Annotated in this window: 16 protein-coding genes; 14 read left to right on the top strand and 2 right to left on the bottom strand. The window is 65.5% G+C overall.

What is annotated here, in order from left to right:
* The first annotated feature begins 97 nt into the window (after positions 1-97).
* Positions 98-1069 carry an NADPH:quinone oxidoreductase family protein gene (locus VGG53_RS16820; RefSeq protein ID WP_331519204.1) on the top strand — a complete coding sequence of 324 codons (972 nt, stop codon included), beginning with the start codon at positions 98-100 and terminating at the stop codon, positions 1067-1069.
* A 4-nt stretch (positions 1070-1073) separates the two neighbouring features.
* Here VGG53_RS16820 and VGG53_RS16825 read toward each other — a convergent pair whose 3' ends face one another.
* The gene (locus VGG53_RS16825) at positions 1074-1553 is read right to left on the bottom strand and encodes a polyketide cyclase (RefSeq protein ID WP_331519205.1); all 480 of its coding nucleotides are present in this window, start codon (positions 1551-1553) and stop codon (positions 1074-1076) included.
* A gap of 129 nt (positions 1554-1682) precedes the next feature.
* Here VGG53_RS16825 and VGG53_RS16830 point away from each other — a divergent pair, with 129 nt between their 5' ends.
* The 10 genes from VGG53_RS16830 (at position 1683) to VGG53_RS16875 (ending at position 11237) form a co-directional block, all read left to right on the top strand.
* Positions 1683-2774, top strand: coding sequence for a homogentisate 1,2-dioxygenase (locus VGG53_RS16830; RefSeq protein ID WP_331519206.1), 1092 nt, complete (start codon positions 1683-1685; stop codon positions 2772-2774).
* A complete protein-coding gene (locus VGG53_RS16835; RefSeq protein WP_331519207.1) occupies positions 2774-3958 on the top strand; it encodes an alpha/beta hydrolase in 1185 nt (394 codons plus the stop codon). Before VGG53_RS16830 ends, VGG53_RS16835 begins: the two co-directional genes overlap by 1 nt.
* Positions 3955-5160, top strand: coding sequence for a CoA transferase (locus tag VGG53_RS16840; RefSeq protein ID WP_331519208.1), 1206 nt, complete (start codon positions 3955-3957; stop codon positions 5158-5160). The genes VGG53_RS16835 and VGG53_RS16840 overlap by 4 nt, the downstream gene beginning before the upstream one ends.
* On the top strand, positions 5161-6054 hold the full coding sequence (locus tag VGG53_RS16845) for a hydroxymethylglutaryl-CoA lyase (RefSeq protein ID WP_331519210.1): 894 nt from the start codon (positions 5161-5163) through the stop codon (positions 6052-6054).
* Positions 6054-6692 carry a TetR/AcrR family transcriptional regulator gene (locus tag VGG53_RS16850; RefSeq protein WP_331519211.1) on the top strand — a complete coding sequence of 213 codons (639 nt, stop codon included), beginning with the start codon at positions 6054-6056 and terminating at the stop codon, positions 6690-6692. Before VGG53_RS16845 ends, VGG53_RS16850 begins: the two co-directional genes overlap by 1 nt.
* Before the next feature lie 10 nt (positions 6693-6702).
* Positions 6703-7941, top strand: coding sequence for an acyl-CoA dehydrogenase family protein (locus VGG53_RS16855; RefSeq protein ID WP_331519212.1), 1239 nt, complete (start codon positions 6703-6705; stop codon positions 7939-7941).
* Positions 7938-8924: a phosphotransferase family protein gene (locus VGG53_RS16860; protein WP_331519214.1), complete on the top strand. Its 987-nt coding sequence runs from the start codon at positions 7938-7940 to the stop codon at positions 8922-8924. Before VGG53_RS16855 ends, VGG53_RS16860 begins: the two co-directional genes overlap by 4 nt.
* A 17-nt stretch (positions 8925-8941) precedes the next feature.
* A complete protein-coding gene (locus VGG53_RS16865; protein ID WP_331519215.1) occupies positions 8942-9874 on the top strand; it encodes a catalase family peroxidase in 933 nt (310 codons plus the stop codon).
* A complete protein-coding gene (locus tag VGG53_RS16870) occupies positions 9874-10218 on the top strand; it encodes a DUF6285 domain-containing protein (protein WP_331519216.1) in 345 nt (114 codons plus the stop codon). Before VGG53_RS16865 ends, VGG53_RS16870 begins: the two co-directional genes overlap by 1 nt.
* Before the next feature lie 143 nt (positions 10219-10361).
* Complete coding sequence (locus VGG53_RS16875; RefSeq protein ID WP_331519217.1) at positions 10362-11237, top strand: DMT family transporter; 876 nt, start codon at positions 10362-10364, stop codon at positions 11235-11237.
* Here the strand turns inward: VGG53_RS16875 and VGG53_RS16880 are convergent.
* Positions 11234-13552 carry an MMPL family transporter gene (locus VGG53_RS16880; RefSeq protein WP_331519218.1) on the bottom strand — a complete coding sequence of 773 codons (2319 nt, stop codon included), beginning with the start codon at positions 13550-13552 and terminating at the stop codon, positions 11234-11236. The two genes, VGG53_RS16875 and VGG53_RS16880, sit on opposite strands and share 4 nt — an antisense overlap.
* A 251-nt stretch (positions 13553-13803) precedes the next feature.
* Between VGG53_RS16880 and VGG53_RS16885 the strand changes: the two genes are divergently transcribed.
* The 3 genes from VGG53_RS16885 (at position 13804) to VGG53_RS16895 (ending at position 16104) form a co-directional block, all read left to right on the top strand.
* Positions 13804-15042 (top strand): GNAT family N-acetyltransferase, encoded by a 1239-nt coding sequence (locus tag VGG53_RS16885; protein WP_331519219.1) that lies wholly within the window; start codon positions 13804-13806, stop codon positions 15040-15042.
* A 100-nt stretch (positions 15043-15142) separates the two neighbouring features.
* On the top strand, positions 15143-15544 hold the full coding sequence (locus VGG53_RS16890; protein WP_331519220.1) for a DUF4440 domain-containing protein: 402 nt from the start codon (positions 15143-15145) through the stop codon (positions 15542-15544).
* 23 nt (positions 15545-15567) lie between these two features.
* Positions 15568-16104 carry a YceI family protein gene (locus tag VGG53_RS16895; protein ID WP_331519221.1) on the top strand — a complete coding sequence of 179 codons (537 nt, stop codon included), beginning with the start codon at positions 15568-15570 and terminating at the stop codon, positions 16102-16104.
* Positions 16105-16118: the final 14 nt, after the last annotated feature.

Consider the following 16118-nt stretch of genomic DNA (forward strand, 5'->3'; position numbering starts at 1 on the left):
CGACGTTGCGCCGAGAGTCCCGGTCGCCGTCCCGCAAGTACTTCCACGAGGCTAACGTCAACCCGTAGCGACGTTCAGCCTGACGACGGAGGTGCTCATGCGCGCAGCCCAGTTGACTCGACTCGACGGTCCAGAAGCGGTGGAGGTCGGCGAGATCGATGAACCGACCGGCGACGGCGTGGTCGTCGAGGTGCACGCGGCGGGAGCGGCCTTCCCCGATGCGCTGCTGACCCGCGGTCTCTACCAGTACAAGCCGGACCCGCCGTTCGTGTTGGGCGCCGAGATCGCCGGGGTGGTCCGATCGGCTCCTCAGGACGCCCGCGTCAAGCCCGGCGACCGGGTTGTCGGCCTGACCATGCTGACCGGGGGCATGGCCGAAGTCGCTGTGCTGGCACCCGACCGGGTGTTCAAGCTGCCGGACAATGTGAGCTTCACAGCAGGTGCCGGCCTGCTGTTCAACGACCTGACCATGTACTTCGCGCTGACCGTCCGCGGTCGGCTGCACAACGGCGAGACCGTGTTGGTGCACGGCGCGGCCGGCGGTATCGGCACTTCGACGCTTCGGTTGGCGCCGGTATTGGGTGCCTCGCGCGTCATCGCGGTGGTCAGCAGCGAAGACAAGGCCGACATCGCACGGGCCGCGGGCGCGACCGAGGTGGTGCTTGCTGACGGGTTCAAGGACGCAGCAAAGGAATTGACGAACGGCCGCGGTGTCGACATGGTCGTCGATCCCGTCGGCGGCGACCGGTTCACCGATTCACTGCGCTCGCTCGCTCCCGGCGGTCGGCTGCTGGTCATCGGTTTCACCGGCGGCGAGATACCCACGGTGAAGGTCAACCGCTTGCTGCTGAACAACGTTGACGTCGTCGGCGTCGGCTGGGGCGCCTGGGCGGGCACCCACCCGGACGCTTTGACCGAGCAGTGGGCCAACCTCGAGCGGCTGCTCGCCTCTGGCCAGCTGCCTCCGCCCGAGCCGGTGGTTTACCCGCTGGACGAAGCTGCCGCCGCGATCGCCTCGCTGGAGAATCGCACCGCGAAAGGAAAAGTCGTCCTGCGCGTGCGGGATTGAATAGTCACCGAGCCGCGGCCAGGTCAGACAGATGCTTGAGCGAATTCTCGAGGTGCGTGGGGTCGAACGGCGGGAATTGAATGTGCTCACGGAATTCGGGCGCTACTGCCGACCAGTCGTAGGTAAGCGTGACGTCAGCTTCAGACGATCCCACCTCGCGTATGTCGTAACGCCAGATCCAGCCGCCGAATGAAAGGTTCCCGTCTCCCGCGGCGTCCTGGCCGGGTTCCCAGGCAATGGCGTGCGGGCGGTCGAACACGACCACCTTGTTGGCCATCTCGTAGTTCTTGGCGGGGTGGTTGTCGTGGTACATGGCGATCCGGAAGATCTGGCCGGAGTCCATCACAGACTCGCCGTCGAGGGATTCTCTCACCCAGCCGGTCCCGTCGATGGCGGCATGAGTCGTGGGGTCCGCGAGTACGTCGAACACTGCTTCGGCCGACGCGGGGATCGTGATCGTGGCGATGATGGTGTCGTTTGTCATGCCAGTACAGACTCCGCCCGGTCGGAAAAATCATCAAGGCCCGGGGTCCACACTCTTGTGCCGGTCAAAAAGAAAAAGTAACGTCACTTTCAGTTTGCTGTCCGATGCCGTCGCAACCCTGGAGCCGCTGTGGAATCCTTCATCCACCTGCGTAAAGGCAGGACACCCCGTCGCCTGCACGCCGACCTTGATGGCCTGAAGGACGACGAACTCGGTCGCGGCGGATTCACCGGCCGCACCGCGAACATGTACCGCCGCCACGACCCCACCGCCTACCGGTCGGACGGTCCACTGCGTCCGATCGACGTGCTGTCCAGCGAGCTCAAGCCCGGCGATGCGACCGACGCCAACGGTGGGCCGCTGTTGATGTTCGCCAACCCGGACTGCCGGATCTCGCTGTCCCGCCGCGAGCAGCCGATGCCGTTCTTCGTGCGGCACGTCGACGGTGATCTGCTGTGCTTCGTGCACCGCGGGAGCGGGCTGTTGGAAACCGAGTTCGGGCCGCTGCGCTACCGCGACGGCGACTGGGTGTATCTGCCCAAGGCATGCACTTGGCGTCAGATGCCCGACGCCGCGACGACATTGCTGATGATCGAGGCCAGCGACGAGTTCCGAGTTCCGCCGCCCGGTTCGCTGGGCCGGCATTTTCCGTTCGATCCCTCGCAGGCCGTCATCCCCGACCCCGAGCCCATCGACGACGACGGCCGCAACGAGTACCCGGTCCGGCTGGTTCACGAGGGCGGCCCGACAACGCTGTTTTACCAACACAATCCGCTCGACGTCGAAGGATGGCGCGGCGACAACTTCCCGTTCACTTTCAACATCGCCGACTACAACGTGGTGACCTCGGACAGCGTGCACCTGCCCCCAACCGTGCACCTGTTCATGCAAGCCAGCGGGGTCTACGTGATGAACTTCCTGCCCAAACCCGCCGAAGGCGTGCCCGGCACCGAGCGCACACCGTGGTATCACCGCAACGTCGACTACGACGAGATCGCCTTCTTCCACGGCGGTTCGCTGTACGGCATCCCCATGCCATCCGGCCTGATCTCCCATGCGCCGCAAGGTGTTCACCACGGCGCGCCGGAGAAAGCGCGTGAGCGCGCTCGCCGCAAGTTCGACGAGCACTCCCGCGTCGACTGGCAGGTGATCGCCATCGACACCCGCCGGCGACTGACCCCGTCAGCTGAAGTGCTGGCAAACGACCTAGGACAGCAGTGATGAAGCACGACTACGACCGGATCCCGTATCTCGTTGCCTTCCAGAATAATTCCGGGGTCCGGGATGTCTACGGCGGTCTCGCCGAAATCGTGGTGCTGGAAAGCTATCTGCTCAAGCCGAAAGACAGCTCGTCGGACACCGTGCTGGTGTTCATGCACCCGATCGGCGGTGGCGCGTACCTGCCGATGATCAACGCGCTGGCCCGGGCCGGTCACCATGTCATCTACTGCAACAGCCGGTTCCGCGGCACCGATTCGGCCCTGCTGATGGAGAAGGTGATCGAGGATCTCGGCGCTGCCATCAAAGACGCCAAGGAACGCCTCGGTTATCAGAAGGTGGTGCTGGCCGGCTGGAGCGGCGGCGGTTCGCTGTCGGTGTTCTACCAGCAGCAGGCGCAGCACGCGACCATCACGTCCAGCCCCTCGGGCGACGGGCCCGATCTCACCAAGCTCGACCTGCCGGCCGCCGACGGGATCATGCTGCTGGCCGCGCACATCAGCCGGCACGGCACGCTGACCGAGTGGCTGGATGCCTCCATCCTCGACGAATCCGATCCGACCAAGCGCGATCCGGAATTGGACCTGTACAACCCGGACAACCCGAACCAACCTCCCTACAGCGAGGAATTCCTGGCCCGGTATCGGCGAGCGCAGGTCGACCGCAACCGCCGGATTACCGCCTGGGTCAAAGAAAAGTTGGCCGAATTGAAGTCAAGCGGGCGCCCCGGCAGCGATGTAGCCGAGTTCGGCTTCGTCGTCCACGGCACCATGGCCGACCCGCGGTGGCTCGATCCGGCCGTCGATCCCAACGAACGGGTACCGGGAACCTGCTATTTGGGCGATCCTCGAGTGGTGAACATGAGCCCGGTCGGACTGGCCCGGTTTTCCACGCTGCGCAGTTGGCTCTCCCAGTGGAGTTACGACGACGCGCACGGCGACGGGGTGGACTGTGGGCGCGACATCGCCGTGCCGGCGCTGGTAATCGGCAACCTCGCCGACGACGCCTGCACACCCAGCCACACTCGGCGTCTCTTCGAGGCGATCGGTCATCCGGACAAAGAGATGCACGAAATTCGCGGCGCCACACACTATTACGCCGGTGCCGATCAGCGCGACAAGCTGCGCGAAGCCGTCACCGTCGTCACCGACTGGCTGGCGCGCCACGATTTCACGGGGACGCAATGACAACTACCGGGCCGCTGGACGGCATCCGCGTGCTGGAACTGGGCACCCTGATCGCCGGGCCGTTCGCCGGCCGGCTGCTCGGCGACATGGGTGCGGACGTCATCAAGGTCGAGCCGCCGGCCGCGCCGGACCCGTTGCGCACCTGGGGGCAGGCCGAGGTCGACGGGCATCACGTGTTCTGGACGGTGCACGCGCGCAACAAGCGGGCCATCACCCTGGATCTGCGCCAGCCGCGCGGCCGTGAGTTGTTCCTCGATCTCGTCGAGAAATCCGACATCGTGGTGGAGAACTTCCGCCCAGGCACGCTGGAAAAGTGGGACCTCGGTTACGACGTTCTCAGCCAACGTAATTCGGGGATCATCCTGGTTCGAGTCTCGGGCTACGGGCAGACCGGACCCGACTCGCACAAGCCCGGATACGCCTCGGTGGCGGAGGCGGCCAGCGGCCTGCGCCACCTCAACGGCTTCCCGGGCGGCCCGCCGCCGCGGCTGGCTTTGTCGCTGGGCGACAGCCTGGCCGGGATGTTCGGCGCACAGGGCGCGCTGGCCGCACTGTATCGCCGCAGCGTCACCGGGCACGGACAAGTGGTCGACGTCGCGCTGACCGAATCATGTTTGGCCGTGCAGGAATCCACCATCCCGGATTACGACGTCGCAGGTGTGGTGCGCGGTCCGTCCGGTACCCGGCTGGAGGGTATCGCGCCGTCCAACATCTATCGCTGCGCCGGCGGCTCGTGGGTGGTGATCGCGGCCAACCAGGACACCGTCTTCGCTCGGCTGTGCCGCGCGATGGGGAACGCGGAGCTCGTCACCGACGAGCGATTCGCCACGCACCGCGCGCGCGGGCGCAACCAAGACGAACTCGACACGATAATCGGCGCTTGGGCCGCCGAGCGAGAACCTGGCGAGATCATCGAAACCCTCAGTGCTGCTGGCGTGATCGCGGGCCCGATCAACACCGTCGCCGACGTGGTCGATGACCCTCAGCTGCGGGCGCGCGGCATGTTGGTCGAGCATTACGACGAACGGCTCGGCCGGCATGTTCTGGGGCCGGGCATTACGCCGGTGCTCTCGGAGTCGCCGGGCAGTGTCCGCAACGCCGGGTCGGCGCATCCGGGACAACACAACGACGACGTCTACATCGGTCTGCTCGGCAAGACGGCTGCCGAGCTCGAGGAACTGAGCGCCGAGGAGGTGGTCTAAATGACGCACGTCGACATCCGCGAGGTGTCGCTGCGCGACGGGTTGCAGATCGAGAAGCCAATCCCGTTGTCGGCCAAACTGGAACTGCTGGCAGCCGTCGCGGCGACCGGGGTCCGCGAGGTGGAGGTCACCGCATTCGTGTCCCCGTCGAAGGTTCCGTCGATGGCCGATGCCGCCGAACTCGCCGCCGAACTGCACAACTACCCAGACATCGACTTCTCCGCGCTGGTCGCCAGCCCCAACGGCGCCAGACGGGCCGTCGCGGCGGGACTGCGCTCGATCCAATACGTGGTAGCGGCCGATGACACGTTCAGCAAGGCGAACGTCGGGCGCACCAGCGCGGAGGCCACCGACCAGATCGGCGCGATCGTGGCCATCGCGCACGGTAGCGACGTCACCGTCGAGGTTGTCATCGCCACCGCGTGGGACTCACCGTTCGAAGGCCCCACCCCGCCGCAGCGGGTTCTCGACATCGCCGCTGCCGCCGGCGACCATGGGGCCCACCGCCTTTCGATCGCCGACACCATCGGCACGACCACCCCGGGACGGGTGCGTTCCCTGATCGCCCAACTGCGACCGGTGATCGGTGAGCTACCCCTGGGTGGGCATTTCCACAACACCCGCGGCGCGGGGCTGGCCAGCGCGTACGCGGCGGTCGAATCCGGAGTCACCCGGCTGGACGCGTCGGTCGGCGGGCTGGGCGGTTGCCCGTTCGCGCCGGGAGCCACCGGCAATATCGCCACCGAGGACCTAGTGTACCTGCTGCGCGACAGCGACATCGACGTCGACATCGACCTACAGGCCGCCATCGCCGCGGCCCGCGTCGCAAAATCGGTTGTCGGCCATGACTTGCCGAGTGCCCTACTGCGTGCCGGTGACCGGATACCGCACTGATGCCCGCCGCCGGAACATCACAGGCGGCGCTGACCGCGAAAGGCCGCCAGACCCGGGCAGCCATCAAGCAGGCTGCGGGTAAGCTGTTCGCCGAGCGAGGTTTTCACGGCACCACGCTGGCAGACATCACCTCGGCCGCCGGCAAGTCAGCGGCGGTGTTCTATCGGTACTTCGCCGACAAAGAGGATCTGCTTGCGGCGCTTGCGGAATCGTTTCTGCACGATGTCGTGTCGCCGTCCGGGCTGAGCCTGCACTTACCGGACTCGCCCGACGACGATGCGTTCTTCACCTCGGTGGTCACCGGCTACTGGGACATGTTCAAGCAGAACATCGGCATCATGATCGCCGTTGCCCAGTTGGCGACCACCCAGCAACGGTTTGCCGCGGTCCAGAACGAATTTCGGCGATTCGGCGTGGACATCGTCGCCGCCTCGGTTCGACATGTTCAGCAGCACGGTTACGCGTCCGAACTCAATCCCGAGCACATCGCGGCCGCCATCGCCCTGCTGTTCGAGAACTTCACCACTGTATTCGTAGGGCCTTCCCTGGTCCAAGGAAGACTGGGAATGGAGATCAGCGACGAAGACGCCATCGCGACGCTCGCGACGGTGTGGAAGAAAACCCTGTACGGCGTTTAAGGAGAAACCAGTGGATTTCACGTTGCCCCAACACCTTCCGGGCCTGCTCGCTGACATGGATGCGTTCATCGAGCGGGAGATCGCCCCGCTGCAAGCGGAGAACATGCAGTACTTCGACCAGCGTCGCGAGCATGCCCGCACCGATTGGGACAACGACGGTATCCCCACCCGCCAATGGGAGGATCTACTCTCCGAGATGCGACGACGGGCCGACGAGGCCGGCTGGCTGCGCTACGGGTTGCCCGCGTCGCTGGGTGGCCGCGACGGCTCCAACATCGACATGGCGGTGATTCGGGAGCATCTGGCGCACAAGGGTCTTGGGTTGCACAACGACCTGCAGAACGAGTCGTCGATCGTCGGGAACTTTCCGCAGGTGATCATGATGGAGCGGTTCGGTTCCGACGAGCAACGCACCGCATGGTCGGAAGCACTGATCACCGGCGAACGCTCGATGGCCTTCGGACTCACCGAGCCGCTGCACGGCTCGGACGCGACATGGCTGGAGACCCATGCCAAACCCGACGGGGATGACTGGGTCATCAACGGCTCCAAGCGATTCAATACCGGCGTCCACCGTGCCACGCACGACTTGATCTTCGCCCGAACGTCCGGTGAGCCGGGTCAGGCCCAGGGCATCACCGCGTTCCTGGTGCCCACCGACACCCCCGGCTTTCATATCCCCTTCTACTGGTGGACGTTCAACATGCCCACCGACCACGGCGAGGTCGAACTAACCGATGTGCGGGTACCCGCCGCCGCGGTGCTCGGCGAGGTGGACCGGGGCCTGGAGGTCGCCCAGACCTTCCTGCACGAGAACCGGATTCGGCAAGCGGCCAGCAGCCTGGGCGCTGCCCAGTACTGCATCGATCGGGCCGCCGAATACGCCGGTACGCGTGTGGTTTTCGGCAAAGCGCTTTCGGCCAACCAGGCCGTGCAATGGCCGCTTGCCGAACTGCAGACCGAAGCCCAGATGGTTCGGCTTCTGGTGCAGTACGCGGCCTGGCACCTCGACCGCGACCACCACATGGAAGTGTCGGACAAGGTCTCGATGGCCAACTATCGCGCCAACCGACTGGTGTGCGACGCCGCCGATCGTGCGATGCAGGTCTTCGGCGGCCTGGGTTACAGCCGCCATGAGCCCTTCGAGCACATCTACCGGCACCACCGCCGCTATCGAATCACCGAGGGCGCCGAGGAGATCCAAATCCGTCGGGTGGCCCAGCGGCTGTTCAAGTTCGGTCGCAAGTGACGCTCGCCCCCGAGTTCGCACCGAAACTTGCCGGGTTGCTGGAACCGGCCCTCGGCGCCGGCACGGTGGTCGAGAATCTGCGCACGCTGACCGGCGGAGCCAGCAGGACGACATGGGCGTTCGAGGCCGTCACGGGCGAGCAGCGGCGGTCGCTGATCCTTCGCATCGGCCCGCCCGACGATGTACACGCCGGCATGGAACTCGAGGCCCGCGCCCAAGCCGCCGCGGCCGCCGCCGGCGCGCCGGTCCCCCACGTCCTTATCGCCGACGATTCTGTTGGCACACTTGGCAATCCATTTCTGATATGCAACGCGGTAAACGGCGAGACCATCGTCCGTCGCATTCAGCGCCAGCTGGACGACGCGGGCCGGGCACGGCTGCTGGGTCAGTGCGCCGAGGCGCTGGCCGCCGTCCATCGCGCCGATGCCAACCTTCCGGGGCTGACCCGCGAGGATCAACTGGCCGAGTGGCGCGACCAGTTGGACACCATGGGCGACACCACTGCGACATTCGAGTGGGCGTTCCGGTGGCTCGCCGCCAACCGGCCCGCGCCGTCACCGCCGCATCTGGTGCACGGCGATTATCGGATGGGCAACCTCATCGTCGACGGATCCGAGTTGACGGCCGTGCTGGACTGGGAACTGGTGCACGCCGGCGAGGTCTATGAAGACCTGGCCTGGTTCTGCATCCGGGCCTGGCGCTTCGGGGCCCCGGCCGACCTCGAGGCCGGCGGACTGGGCAGCGTCGAGACTTTCCTTCGCGGCTATGAAAAAGCCGCCGGGGCCACAGTCGACCGGACCGCGTTTCACTGGTGGCTGGTGCTGGCCACCCTGCGCTGGGGTGTCATCTGCCGCTACCAGGCCGAACGCCATCTGAGCGGACAAAGCCGCTCAGTGGAACTGGCCACGATCGGCCGCCGCGTCTGCGAGACAGAATGGGACCTGCTCACCTTGCTCGGCAACGCGGCCCCCGATGCCGATTGAGCGCATAGGATTTCGCTGTGGTCACTCCTGATCAGGCGATCGAAACCATCCGCGAAACCGGCGGCGCGAAACCGGGCAACCGGGCATTGCACGCCAAAGGCAAGCTCTACCGTGGCACCTTCACCGCCACCGCCGAGGCCGCCGGACTCACCCGGGCCGCGCACCTCAGCGGCGCGGCGGTGCCGGCGCTGATCCGGTTCTCCAGCGGCTCCGGCAATCCGGGGCAGCCGGACAATGCGCCGGGCGTACGCGGGATGGCGGTGAAGTTCACCCTGCCGGACGGGTCGACCACCGACGTGTCCACCCAGACGGCCACGCTGTTTCCCGCCAGCACGCCCGATGGCTTCATCTCGCTGTTGCATGCGATGCGCCCGGGCGCCGCGGCTCCGCTGCGGCTGGCCGCATACATCGCCACCCACCCGCGATTGTTGTCCGTGCTGCCGGTCGTGCGCGCCGCGAACAAGGTGCCGGCCAGCTACGCCGCCGTGGCCTATCACGGCCTGCATGCGTTCCGCTGGGTCGCCGCCGACGGCAGCGACCGATTCGTGCGCTATCACTTGCAGCCCGTCGCCGGCGAGGAGTTTTTGCCGCCGGACGTCGCCAAGACGAAGGGCGCTGACTTCCTGATCGAGGAACTCGACAAACGCCTTGCGTCCCAACCCGTTCGGTTCGACTACCAGGTGCAGATCGCCGCGCACGGTGACTCGACCGTCGATCCGTCCAAACCCTGGCAGAGCACCCAAACCGTCACCGTCGGCACCCTGGAGATCACCGGCGTCGACACCGAACGTGAGCACGACGGCGACATCGTCGTGTTCGACCCGATGCGCGTCACCGACGGCATCGAACCGTCCGACGACCCGGTCTTGCGCTTCCGCACGCTCGCGTACTCCGCCTCGGTGAAACTGCGCACGGGCGTCGGGCGCGGTCCCGAGGCTCCCGCGACCTGATGACATCCGCGCACGGTCGCCCCACCGCGGCGGAACTCATCGACGCGGTCGCCGAATTCCTCGAGACCGATGTGCGGGAGTCGACGGCGGGCCAGGTCAATTTCCATGCCCGGGTCGCGGCCAATGCGCTGCGCATCGTCGAACGAGAGCTGCTCGCCGACGCTAAAGCGGCCGACGGCGTCCTCGACGCGCTGGCCCGCGTCGGGTGCGTCGACGAAGCCGAGCTGGCTGCTGCCATCCGGGCCGGCGAGCTGGACGGCGACGCCGACGGGGTGCAGGCGGCTCTGCGCGCGCTGGTTGGGCGTCGGTTATCGGTTGCCCATCCCGGTTACCACCGCAGCTAACGCCGCCGCCGCGAAAAGCCTTTGCCCGCAACGCTTTATGCGGTTGCAGCCGACCGACCGAAGACGGTGAGCGGTACGGCTCCGAAAATTGGGTAACCGAAGGTCATTTGCCTGCTCCCCTTCGACACGACGGAGAACCGCTGATGGCCCGGACGGATGTTGCCGCTCTGCTGGCGTTGAGTTCGGCGTTGTGCATCGCGATCGGCGACGTGCTCCAGCAACGAGCGGCACATCGGATCACCGAAACGTCGGTCGGCCCCATCGCGCTGTTCGCCATCCTGCTTCGCAATCAGCGCTGGTGGTGGGGCGCGTTCCTGCTTGCCGCGAGCATTGCGTTGCAGGCGGCCGCGTTGGACCGGGGCTCGGTGCTACTGGTGCAGGCGCTGCTGATGTTTTCGGTGCTGTTCGCGCTGCCGATCAACGCCAGGTGGTCGCACCGCACGGTGACCGGTGCCGAGTGGAGTTGGGCTGCCCTGCTTACTGCCGCGGTGACCGCGATCGTCACCGTCGGTCATCCACAGGCCGGTCGTTCGAGCGCACCACTGGGAACCTGGGCCGCGGTGGCCGGTGTGCTTGGGCCGCTGTTGGTCGTGTGTGTCCTGACCGGCCGAATTCGCGGCGGGGCCCTGGCCGCCGGTCTGTTCGCCTTGGTGTCGGGATCGCTGTGGGGCGTCTTTGCGGTGCTGACCAAGGAGGTCGTCGCCCGGCTCGGCGATGGCGCGTGGGTGCTGACCAAGACCCCGGAGCTGTATGCCTGGCTGTTGGCCGCACTCGGAGGCATCGTGTGGAGCCAGTCGGCATTTCGGGCCGGGCCCTTGACCGCGTCGATGCCCACCCTGCAGATGTCGCAGCCGGTCGTGGCCGCAGTGCTGGGCATCATCGTCCTCGGCGAGACGCTGAACACCGATCGCGCCGGGATGATCGCGTTGGCGTCTGCTGTGCCGGCGATGACGGTGGCAATCTTCAAGCTGGCGCGCGTCGAAGCTGTCCCCAACCGCCCGGCGGCGCGGATGCGCTAATCACCGTCGTTCACCGATGTGCTGACCTTTTCCCGATCGAGGTCCGTCGTTTCCTGGGGCTCCTCAGCGGCCGGGCGGCGCGTCCGCACCAGCCACCTCGGCGCCCACCACGTCCATCGGCCGAGCAGGTGGATGAAAACTGGAACCAGCACCATTCGCACCAGCGTGGCGTCTGCGAGTACGGCAAGTGTCAGACCGAGTCCGAGCATCCGCATGAACGACACGTGCGCAGGGATCAACGCGGCGAACGAAATCGACATCACCACCGCAGCGGTGGTCACCACCCGGCCGATGCCGGCTATGCCCAAAGCCGTGCTCTCGTCGGTGGCGGCGCACTCCTCGACGGCACTCAGTCGCGTCTGCGAACCGGCTCGAGACTCCAACCAGTATTCCTGGATCCGCGACACCAGAAACACCTCGTAATCCATGGCCAGCCCGAAAGCAACACAGAACAACAACACCGGGATATTCGCGTTCAACGTCCCATTGGAGGTGGTGCCCAGTGCGCCGAGATGGCCGTCCTGGAAGATCCACACCATCGCGCCGAACGCCGCAGTCAGCGACAACACATTGCATAACAGCGCCTGCAGCGGCAGCACCGCACTACCGGTGAGCAAGAACAGCAGCACGAACGTGATCACTGCGATCAACCCCAGTACCATCGGCAGCCGGTTGGTGATCGCGTCAACGCTGTCGCGGTTGATCTGCGCCAACCCGGTCATCTCCACCGCGCGTCCACCCGGACCGCGGACCTCGTGCAGCCGGTTGAGCTGGGTGTTCGAGGCTTGCGAGTAGAGCGGCGCGGTGCCGGACACAGTGAGAAGTGCACTGCCGTGCGTAACACCGGTGGCCGCGCCCGACGGTCTCACCAATTTTCCGGCCGCGAAAGTCCCGGTGGGCGCGGTGACCGCAGACACGTCGGGTACCCGGGACAGCTCGGCGGCGTAGCGCTTGAGGTCGTCGGGTTTCACCCCGCGGGCGTCGGGCACCACGACGGACACCTCGGTTCCTATCCCGTTGCCGAAATCGTCGTCCAACATGTCGGCGACTTGACGCGCCGACGCCGATCGGGGCAATACGCGCTCATCCGGAAAGCCCCAATTCACCCCCACGAACGGAACGCCCAGCAGCAGCAGAAGCGCGACGATGCCCGAACCGACCGGGATGGCATGGCGCAGTACGAATTTCGTCGATCGGTACCAGAATAGCGAGTCGACCGGCTTTTCGGCGTGCTCGCGCCACCACCTCACCGGGGGCAGCGCCCGACGCGCCAACTGATGGGCGTCCAAGGCGTCGAGCCGGGGTCCCAACAGTGCGAGCGCCGCCGGAGTCACTACGACGGCCGCGACCGCGACGATGAGCGCCGTCGCAACAATCGTGTAGGCCGCCGATTTCAGGAACGGCATCGGAAACAGCGCCATCACCGCCATCGACAATGCGACGGTGCCGGCAGAGAACAACACGGTTCGGCCCGCGGTGGCCATGGTCTGCAGCAGTGCTTGGTCTCGGTCGCCGAGCCGCGCCAGCTCCTCGCGGTAGCGAATGATGATCAACAGGTTGTAGTCGATCGCCAGCGCGAGACCCATGGCGATGCTCAAGTCCAGTGCATAGGTAGACAGCACCGTGGTGAACCCGATCAGCCGCAACACCGACAGCGTGCCGACAATGGCAAGTCCGCCCACCACAATCGGCAGCGCAGCGGCGACCACGCCGCCCAGCACCCAGATCAGCACCGCGAAGCTCAGTGGAATCGCGATGGACTCCATCAACAGCAGGTCGCGCTCGTTTTGCTGATTGATCTGCGCATACGCGACGGCCATGCCGCCGGCACGCACTGTGACGCCGTCACGGTCATGCACTAATTCGCGACAGAGCGTGCCGGCGTACTTCTGCGCGTTGTCCTCCCCGCCTTTCAGTCCCGCCACGATCAACCCGGATTTGCCGTCCTTGCTGACCAGCATCGAAGCGGCCTGCGGCGGCCCGTGGGAGACAGGCCACGGGGAGGACACGTTCAAGACCCATGGCGATCGTTTCAGGTGGTCGACGATGTCGGTGCCGACGCGGCGCGCCTGATCGCTGCGGACGCCGGCGGGGGTGGTCACCGCGATCAGCATCTGCTGATCCGTCTGGCCGAACTTGTCTCTGAGCAGGCCAGTGGCCCTTGCAGACTCCGAGCCCGGATCTTGAAAGCCGCCGCCCGACAAGCTGCCGATCACCGGGATGCCAAAGATCGCCGCCCCCAGCAGCAGCAAGACGGTGACGGTGATGATGCGGCGCGGCGCGGCGATCGCAAGTCGCGTGATTCCTCGCAGCATCTCGGCGTCCTTCCGCCATCGGCCCACCCCCTCTGCGCTATACCCGATCGAGGCTGCCCGACACCGGCTTGCTCACCTTGGATGACCGGAAACGGCCCTTGACACCTGAAATAGGGCAACTGATTGGCCGGTTCAGCGGGTGGGTACCTGTTTTGGATGCCGCAGCGTCAATAAAGGTCAAAAGTCAGCTTCGTCGGATTCGGCGCGCGAAGTACCCGGTCGGCAGGGCTTGAGAGCGAATTGGACCAGCGATGAACACTACGGATGAGGCCATCACCATCCGGCATCCAACCGAAAATGACTGGCAGGCAGTCTATGAGCAGCAGGCTCGCACGTTCGGCGATCCGGTGGACGCTCGGAGCGTCGAGGCCTGGAAACGCAGAGTCGAACTCGATGACATCTTGGTTGCCGAGGATGTCTCCGATCCGCAGCGACCATTCCTGGTAGGGACGTCGATCATCTACCGCTCGCGGCTCACCGTGCCGGGTGGCGTCAGCCTGCGAGCTGCATGGCTGACGATGATCACCGTCGCATCAACGCATCAGGGACGAGGAGTATGGGGGCAACTCAGCGCCCAGGGACTCGGGATACTGCTCGACCGCGGCTATCCGATTGTCTGTGGTGTTCCGACCCAGACTGCGATGTACGACGGTTTCGGTGCTGGTGTGGCGAGCTACAGCCAGAATCTCTCCATCGACCGTCGCTCCGCGAAGCTGCGAGACGAGCCGACCGGAAACCCAGCTCGCGAGGTCAACGCTGCCGAGGCGAGACGCGACTTGCCGGAAATCTATGACCGATGGCGCGCCACCACCTGTGGAGCTGTGGAGCGGGCCCCGGCTTGGTGGAAAGACTGTCTGGAAGACAGGCCGACACAGCGAAACGACGGATCTGTGCTGAATTGCACTATTCATCCGGACGGCTTCCTGACATATCGAGTCAACAGTGCGACCAATCACGAATTTCGGCCGCCTTTCGGCACCGCGGTTGTCGAGGATTTCTGCGCCATCACCGACGAAGCTCACAGCGAATTGCTGCAGACACTATTGGCTTTGGAGATGTTCGACCACATTGAGATGGACGTACCGGTTGATGATCCGCTTCCACTCAAGCTCACCGACCAGCGTGCTGCCGAAATCAAGGGCGTGAGCGACTGGCTCTGGGTACGAATCAACGATGTGCCCGAAGCACTCGGCGCCCGCGGGTACGCCGCCGACGCTGACTTGGTACTCGAAGTCACAGATCCGCTCGGCCTCGCGGGAGGACGATTCCTGCTCCAGATTCGCGATGGTGCCGGCAAATGCACGCCGCACGACGGTCCCCCGGACGTCGAAATCGGTCTCGCAGAACTGGCAACGATTTACATGGGGGCGCACCGGGTGTCGGAATTTCGTCGGGCCAATCGCATCACTGAACTGGAGAGCGGCGCACTGCGCGAATTGGATGCCGCATTCAGTGCAGAACAGGCGCCATACTGCGGCACGCTGTTTTGATATCGAAGTCCTGAGGAGCCACTGCTCTGGTCGTACGCCTACGGGTACGGTCATGTCTGCCCCGGCTTTGGGCCGACCCGAAGACAACACAGGAGCTGCCATGCCTGCAGCCGACGCCTCCGCGATCGCCAATGCGGCCGATCAGCTGTTCGCGGCAATCGAACAAGGCGACGAGGCAACGCTGGAGCAGATGTTCGACGGCGACATCGCGGTGTGGCGGGCCGGATCACGCCGCGACGACGACAAGGCTCGGGCGTTGCGGGTGTTGCACTGGTTCATCGACGTCACCGCGGAGCGCCGCTACGAGATCCTCGATCGCCGGCTGTTTTCCGACGGTTTCGTCCAACAACACGTTCTGCACGCCACCGGGCGCAACGGCGGATCGATCGCGTTGCGGGTGTGCATCGTGATCAAGTTGGGTGATTTCCCTGATTCTCAACCGATGATCAGCCGTATCGACGAGTACTTCGACCCGGCCGAACTCGCGCCGATAATGAGCTGACCGGCAATGAAGGAGCCTCGCAAATGACTACCCTCGAGACACTGCTGACCGACCCCGACACCGTCGGGGTATGGAACCTGGATGCAGAGCGGTCAACCGTCAACTTCAAGATCCGGAACTTCTGGGGTCTGGTCAACGTCAAGGGCCGGTTCACCGACGTCGGCGGTGACGGTCAGATCACCGGCGAAGGCGCCCTCTGCGGCCGACTGGACATCCAAGTTGCGTCGCTGCGCACCGGCATCGGTAAACGCGACGAGCACCTGCGGTCAGCCGATTTCTTCGACGCCGACCGCTACCCGAAGATCAGCGTGGAGGTGGCCGCTGTCGAGCCGACCGGCGGCAACACCGGCGATCTACGGGCGACGTTCAGCATCAAAGGCGTCACCGCGCCGGTGACGCTGCCGGTCGCAATCAAAACGCTCGATGACGGCTCGGTGCAGGTATCCACGCACACCGAAGTCGACCGGGACCAATTCGATCTCGGCTGGAATCGGCTGGGAATGGTCGCGAAGACCGCGACGGCCTGGGCCAACGCGTACTTCGTCCGGGCGCCGCGGTAGCGGTCGCCGGGCAG

The sequence above is a fragment of the Mycobacterium sp. genome (genome assembly GCF_036490025.1).
In the GTDB taxonomy this organism is placed as follows: Bacteria; Actinomycetota; Actinomycetes; order Mycobacteriales; family Mycobacteriaceae; genus Mycobacterium.

Excerpts from the sequence above, each read along its gene's own strand:
- VGG53_RS16885 (WP_331519219.1), top strand. The coding sequence starts at position 13,804 with ATGAACACTACGGATGAGGCCATCACCATCCGGCATCCAACCGAAAAT.
- VGG53_RS16880 (WP_331519218.1), bottom strand. The coding sequence starts at position 13,552 with ATGCTGCGAGGAATCACGCGACTTGCGATCGCCGCGCCGCGCCGCATC.
- VGG53_RS16835 (WP_331519207.1), top strand. The coding sequence starts at position 2,774 with ATGAAGCACGACTACGACCGGATCCCGTATCTCGTTGCCTTCCAGAAT.
- VGG53_RS16850 (WP_331519211.1), top strand. The coding sequence starts at position 6,054 with ATGCCCGCCGCCGGAACATCACAGGCGGCGCTGACCGCGAAAGGCCGC.
- VGG53_RS16845 (WP_331519210.1), top strand. The coding sequence starts at position 5,161 with ATGACGCACGTCGACATCCGCGAGGTGTCGCTGCGCGACGGGTTGCAG.
- VGG53_RS16870 (WP_331519216.1), top strand. The coding sequence starts at position 9,874 with ATGACATCCGCGCACGGTCGCCCCACCGCGGCGGAACTCATCGACGCG.
- VGG53_RS16840 (WP_331519208.1), top strand. The coding sequence starts at position 3,955 with ATGACAACTACCGGGCCGCTGGACGGCATCCGCGTGCTGGAACTGGGC.
- VGG53_RS16890 (WP_331519220.1), top strand. The coding sequence starts at position 15,143 with ATGCCTGCAGCCGACGCCTCCGCGATCGCCAATGCGGCCGATCAGCTG.
- VGG53_RS16895 (WP_331519221.1), top strand. The coding sequence starts at position 15,568 with ATGACTACCCTCGAGACACTGCTGACCGACCCCGACACCGTCGGGGTA.
- VGG53_RS16820 (WP_331519204.1), top strand. The coding sequence starts at position 98 with ATGCGCGCAGCCCAGTTGACTCGACTCGACGGTCCAGAAGCGGTGGAG.
- VGG53_RS16875 (WP_331519217.1), top strand. The coding sequence starts at position 10,362 with ATGGCCCGGACGGATGTTGCCGCTCTGCTGGCGTTGAGTTCGGCGTTG.
- VGG53_RS16825 (WP_331519205.1), bottom strand. The coding sequence starts at position 1,553 with ATGACAAACGACACCATCATCGCCACGATCACGATCCCCGCGTCGGCC.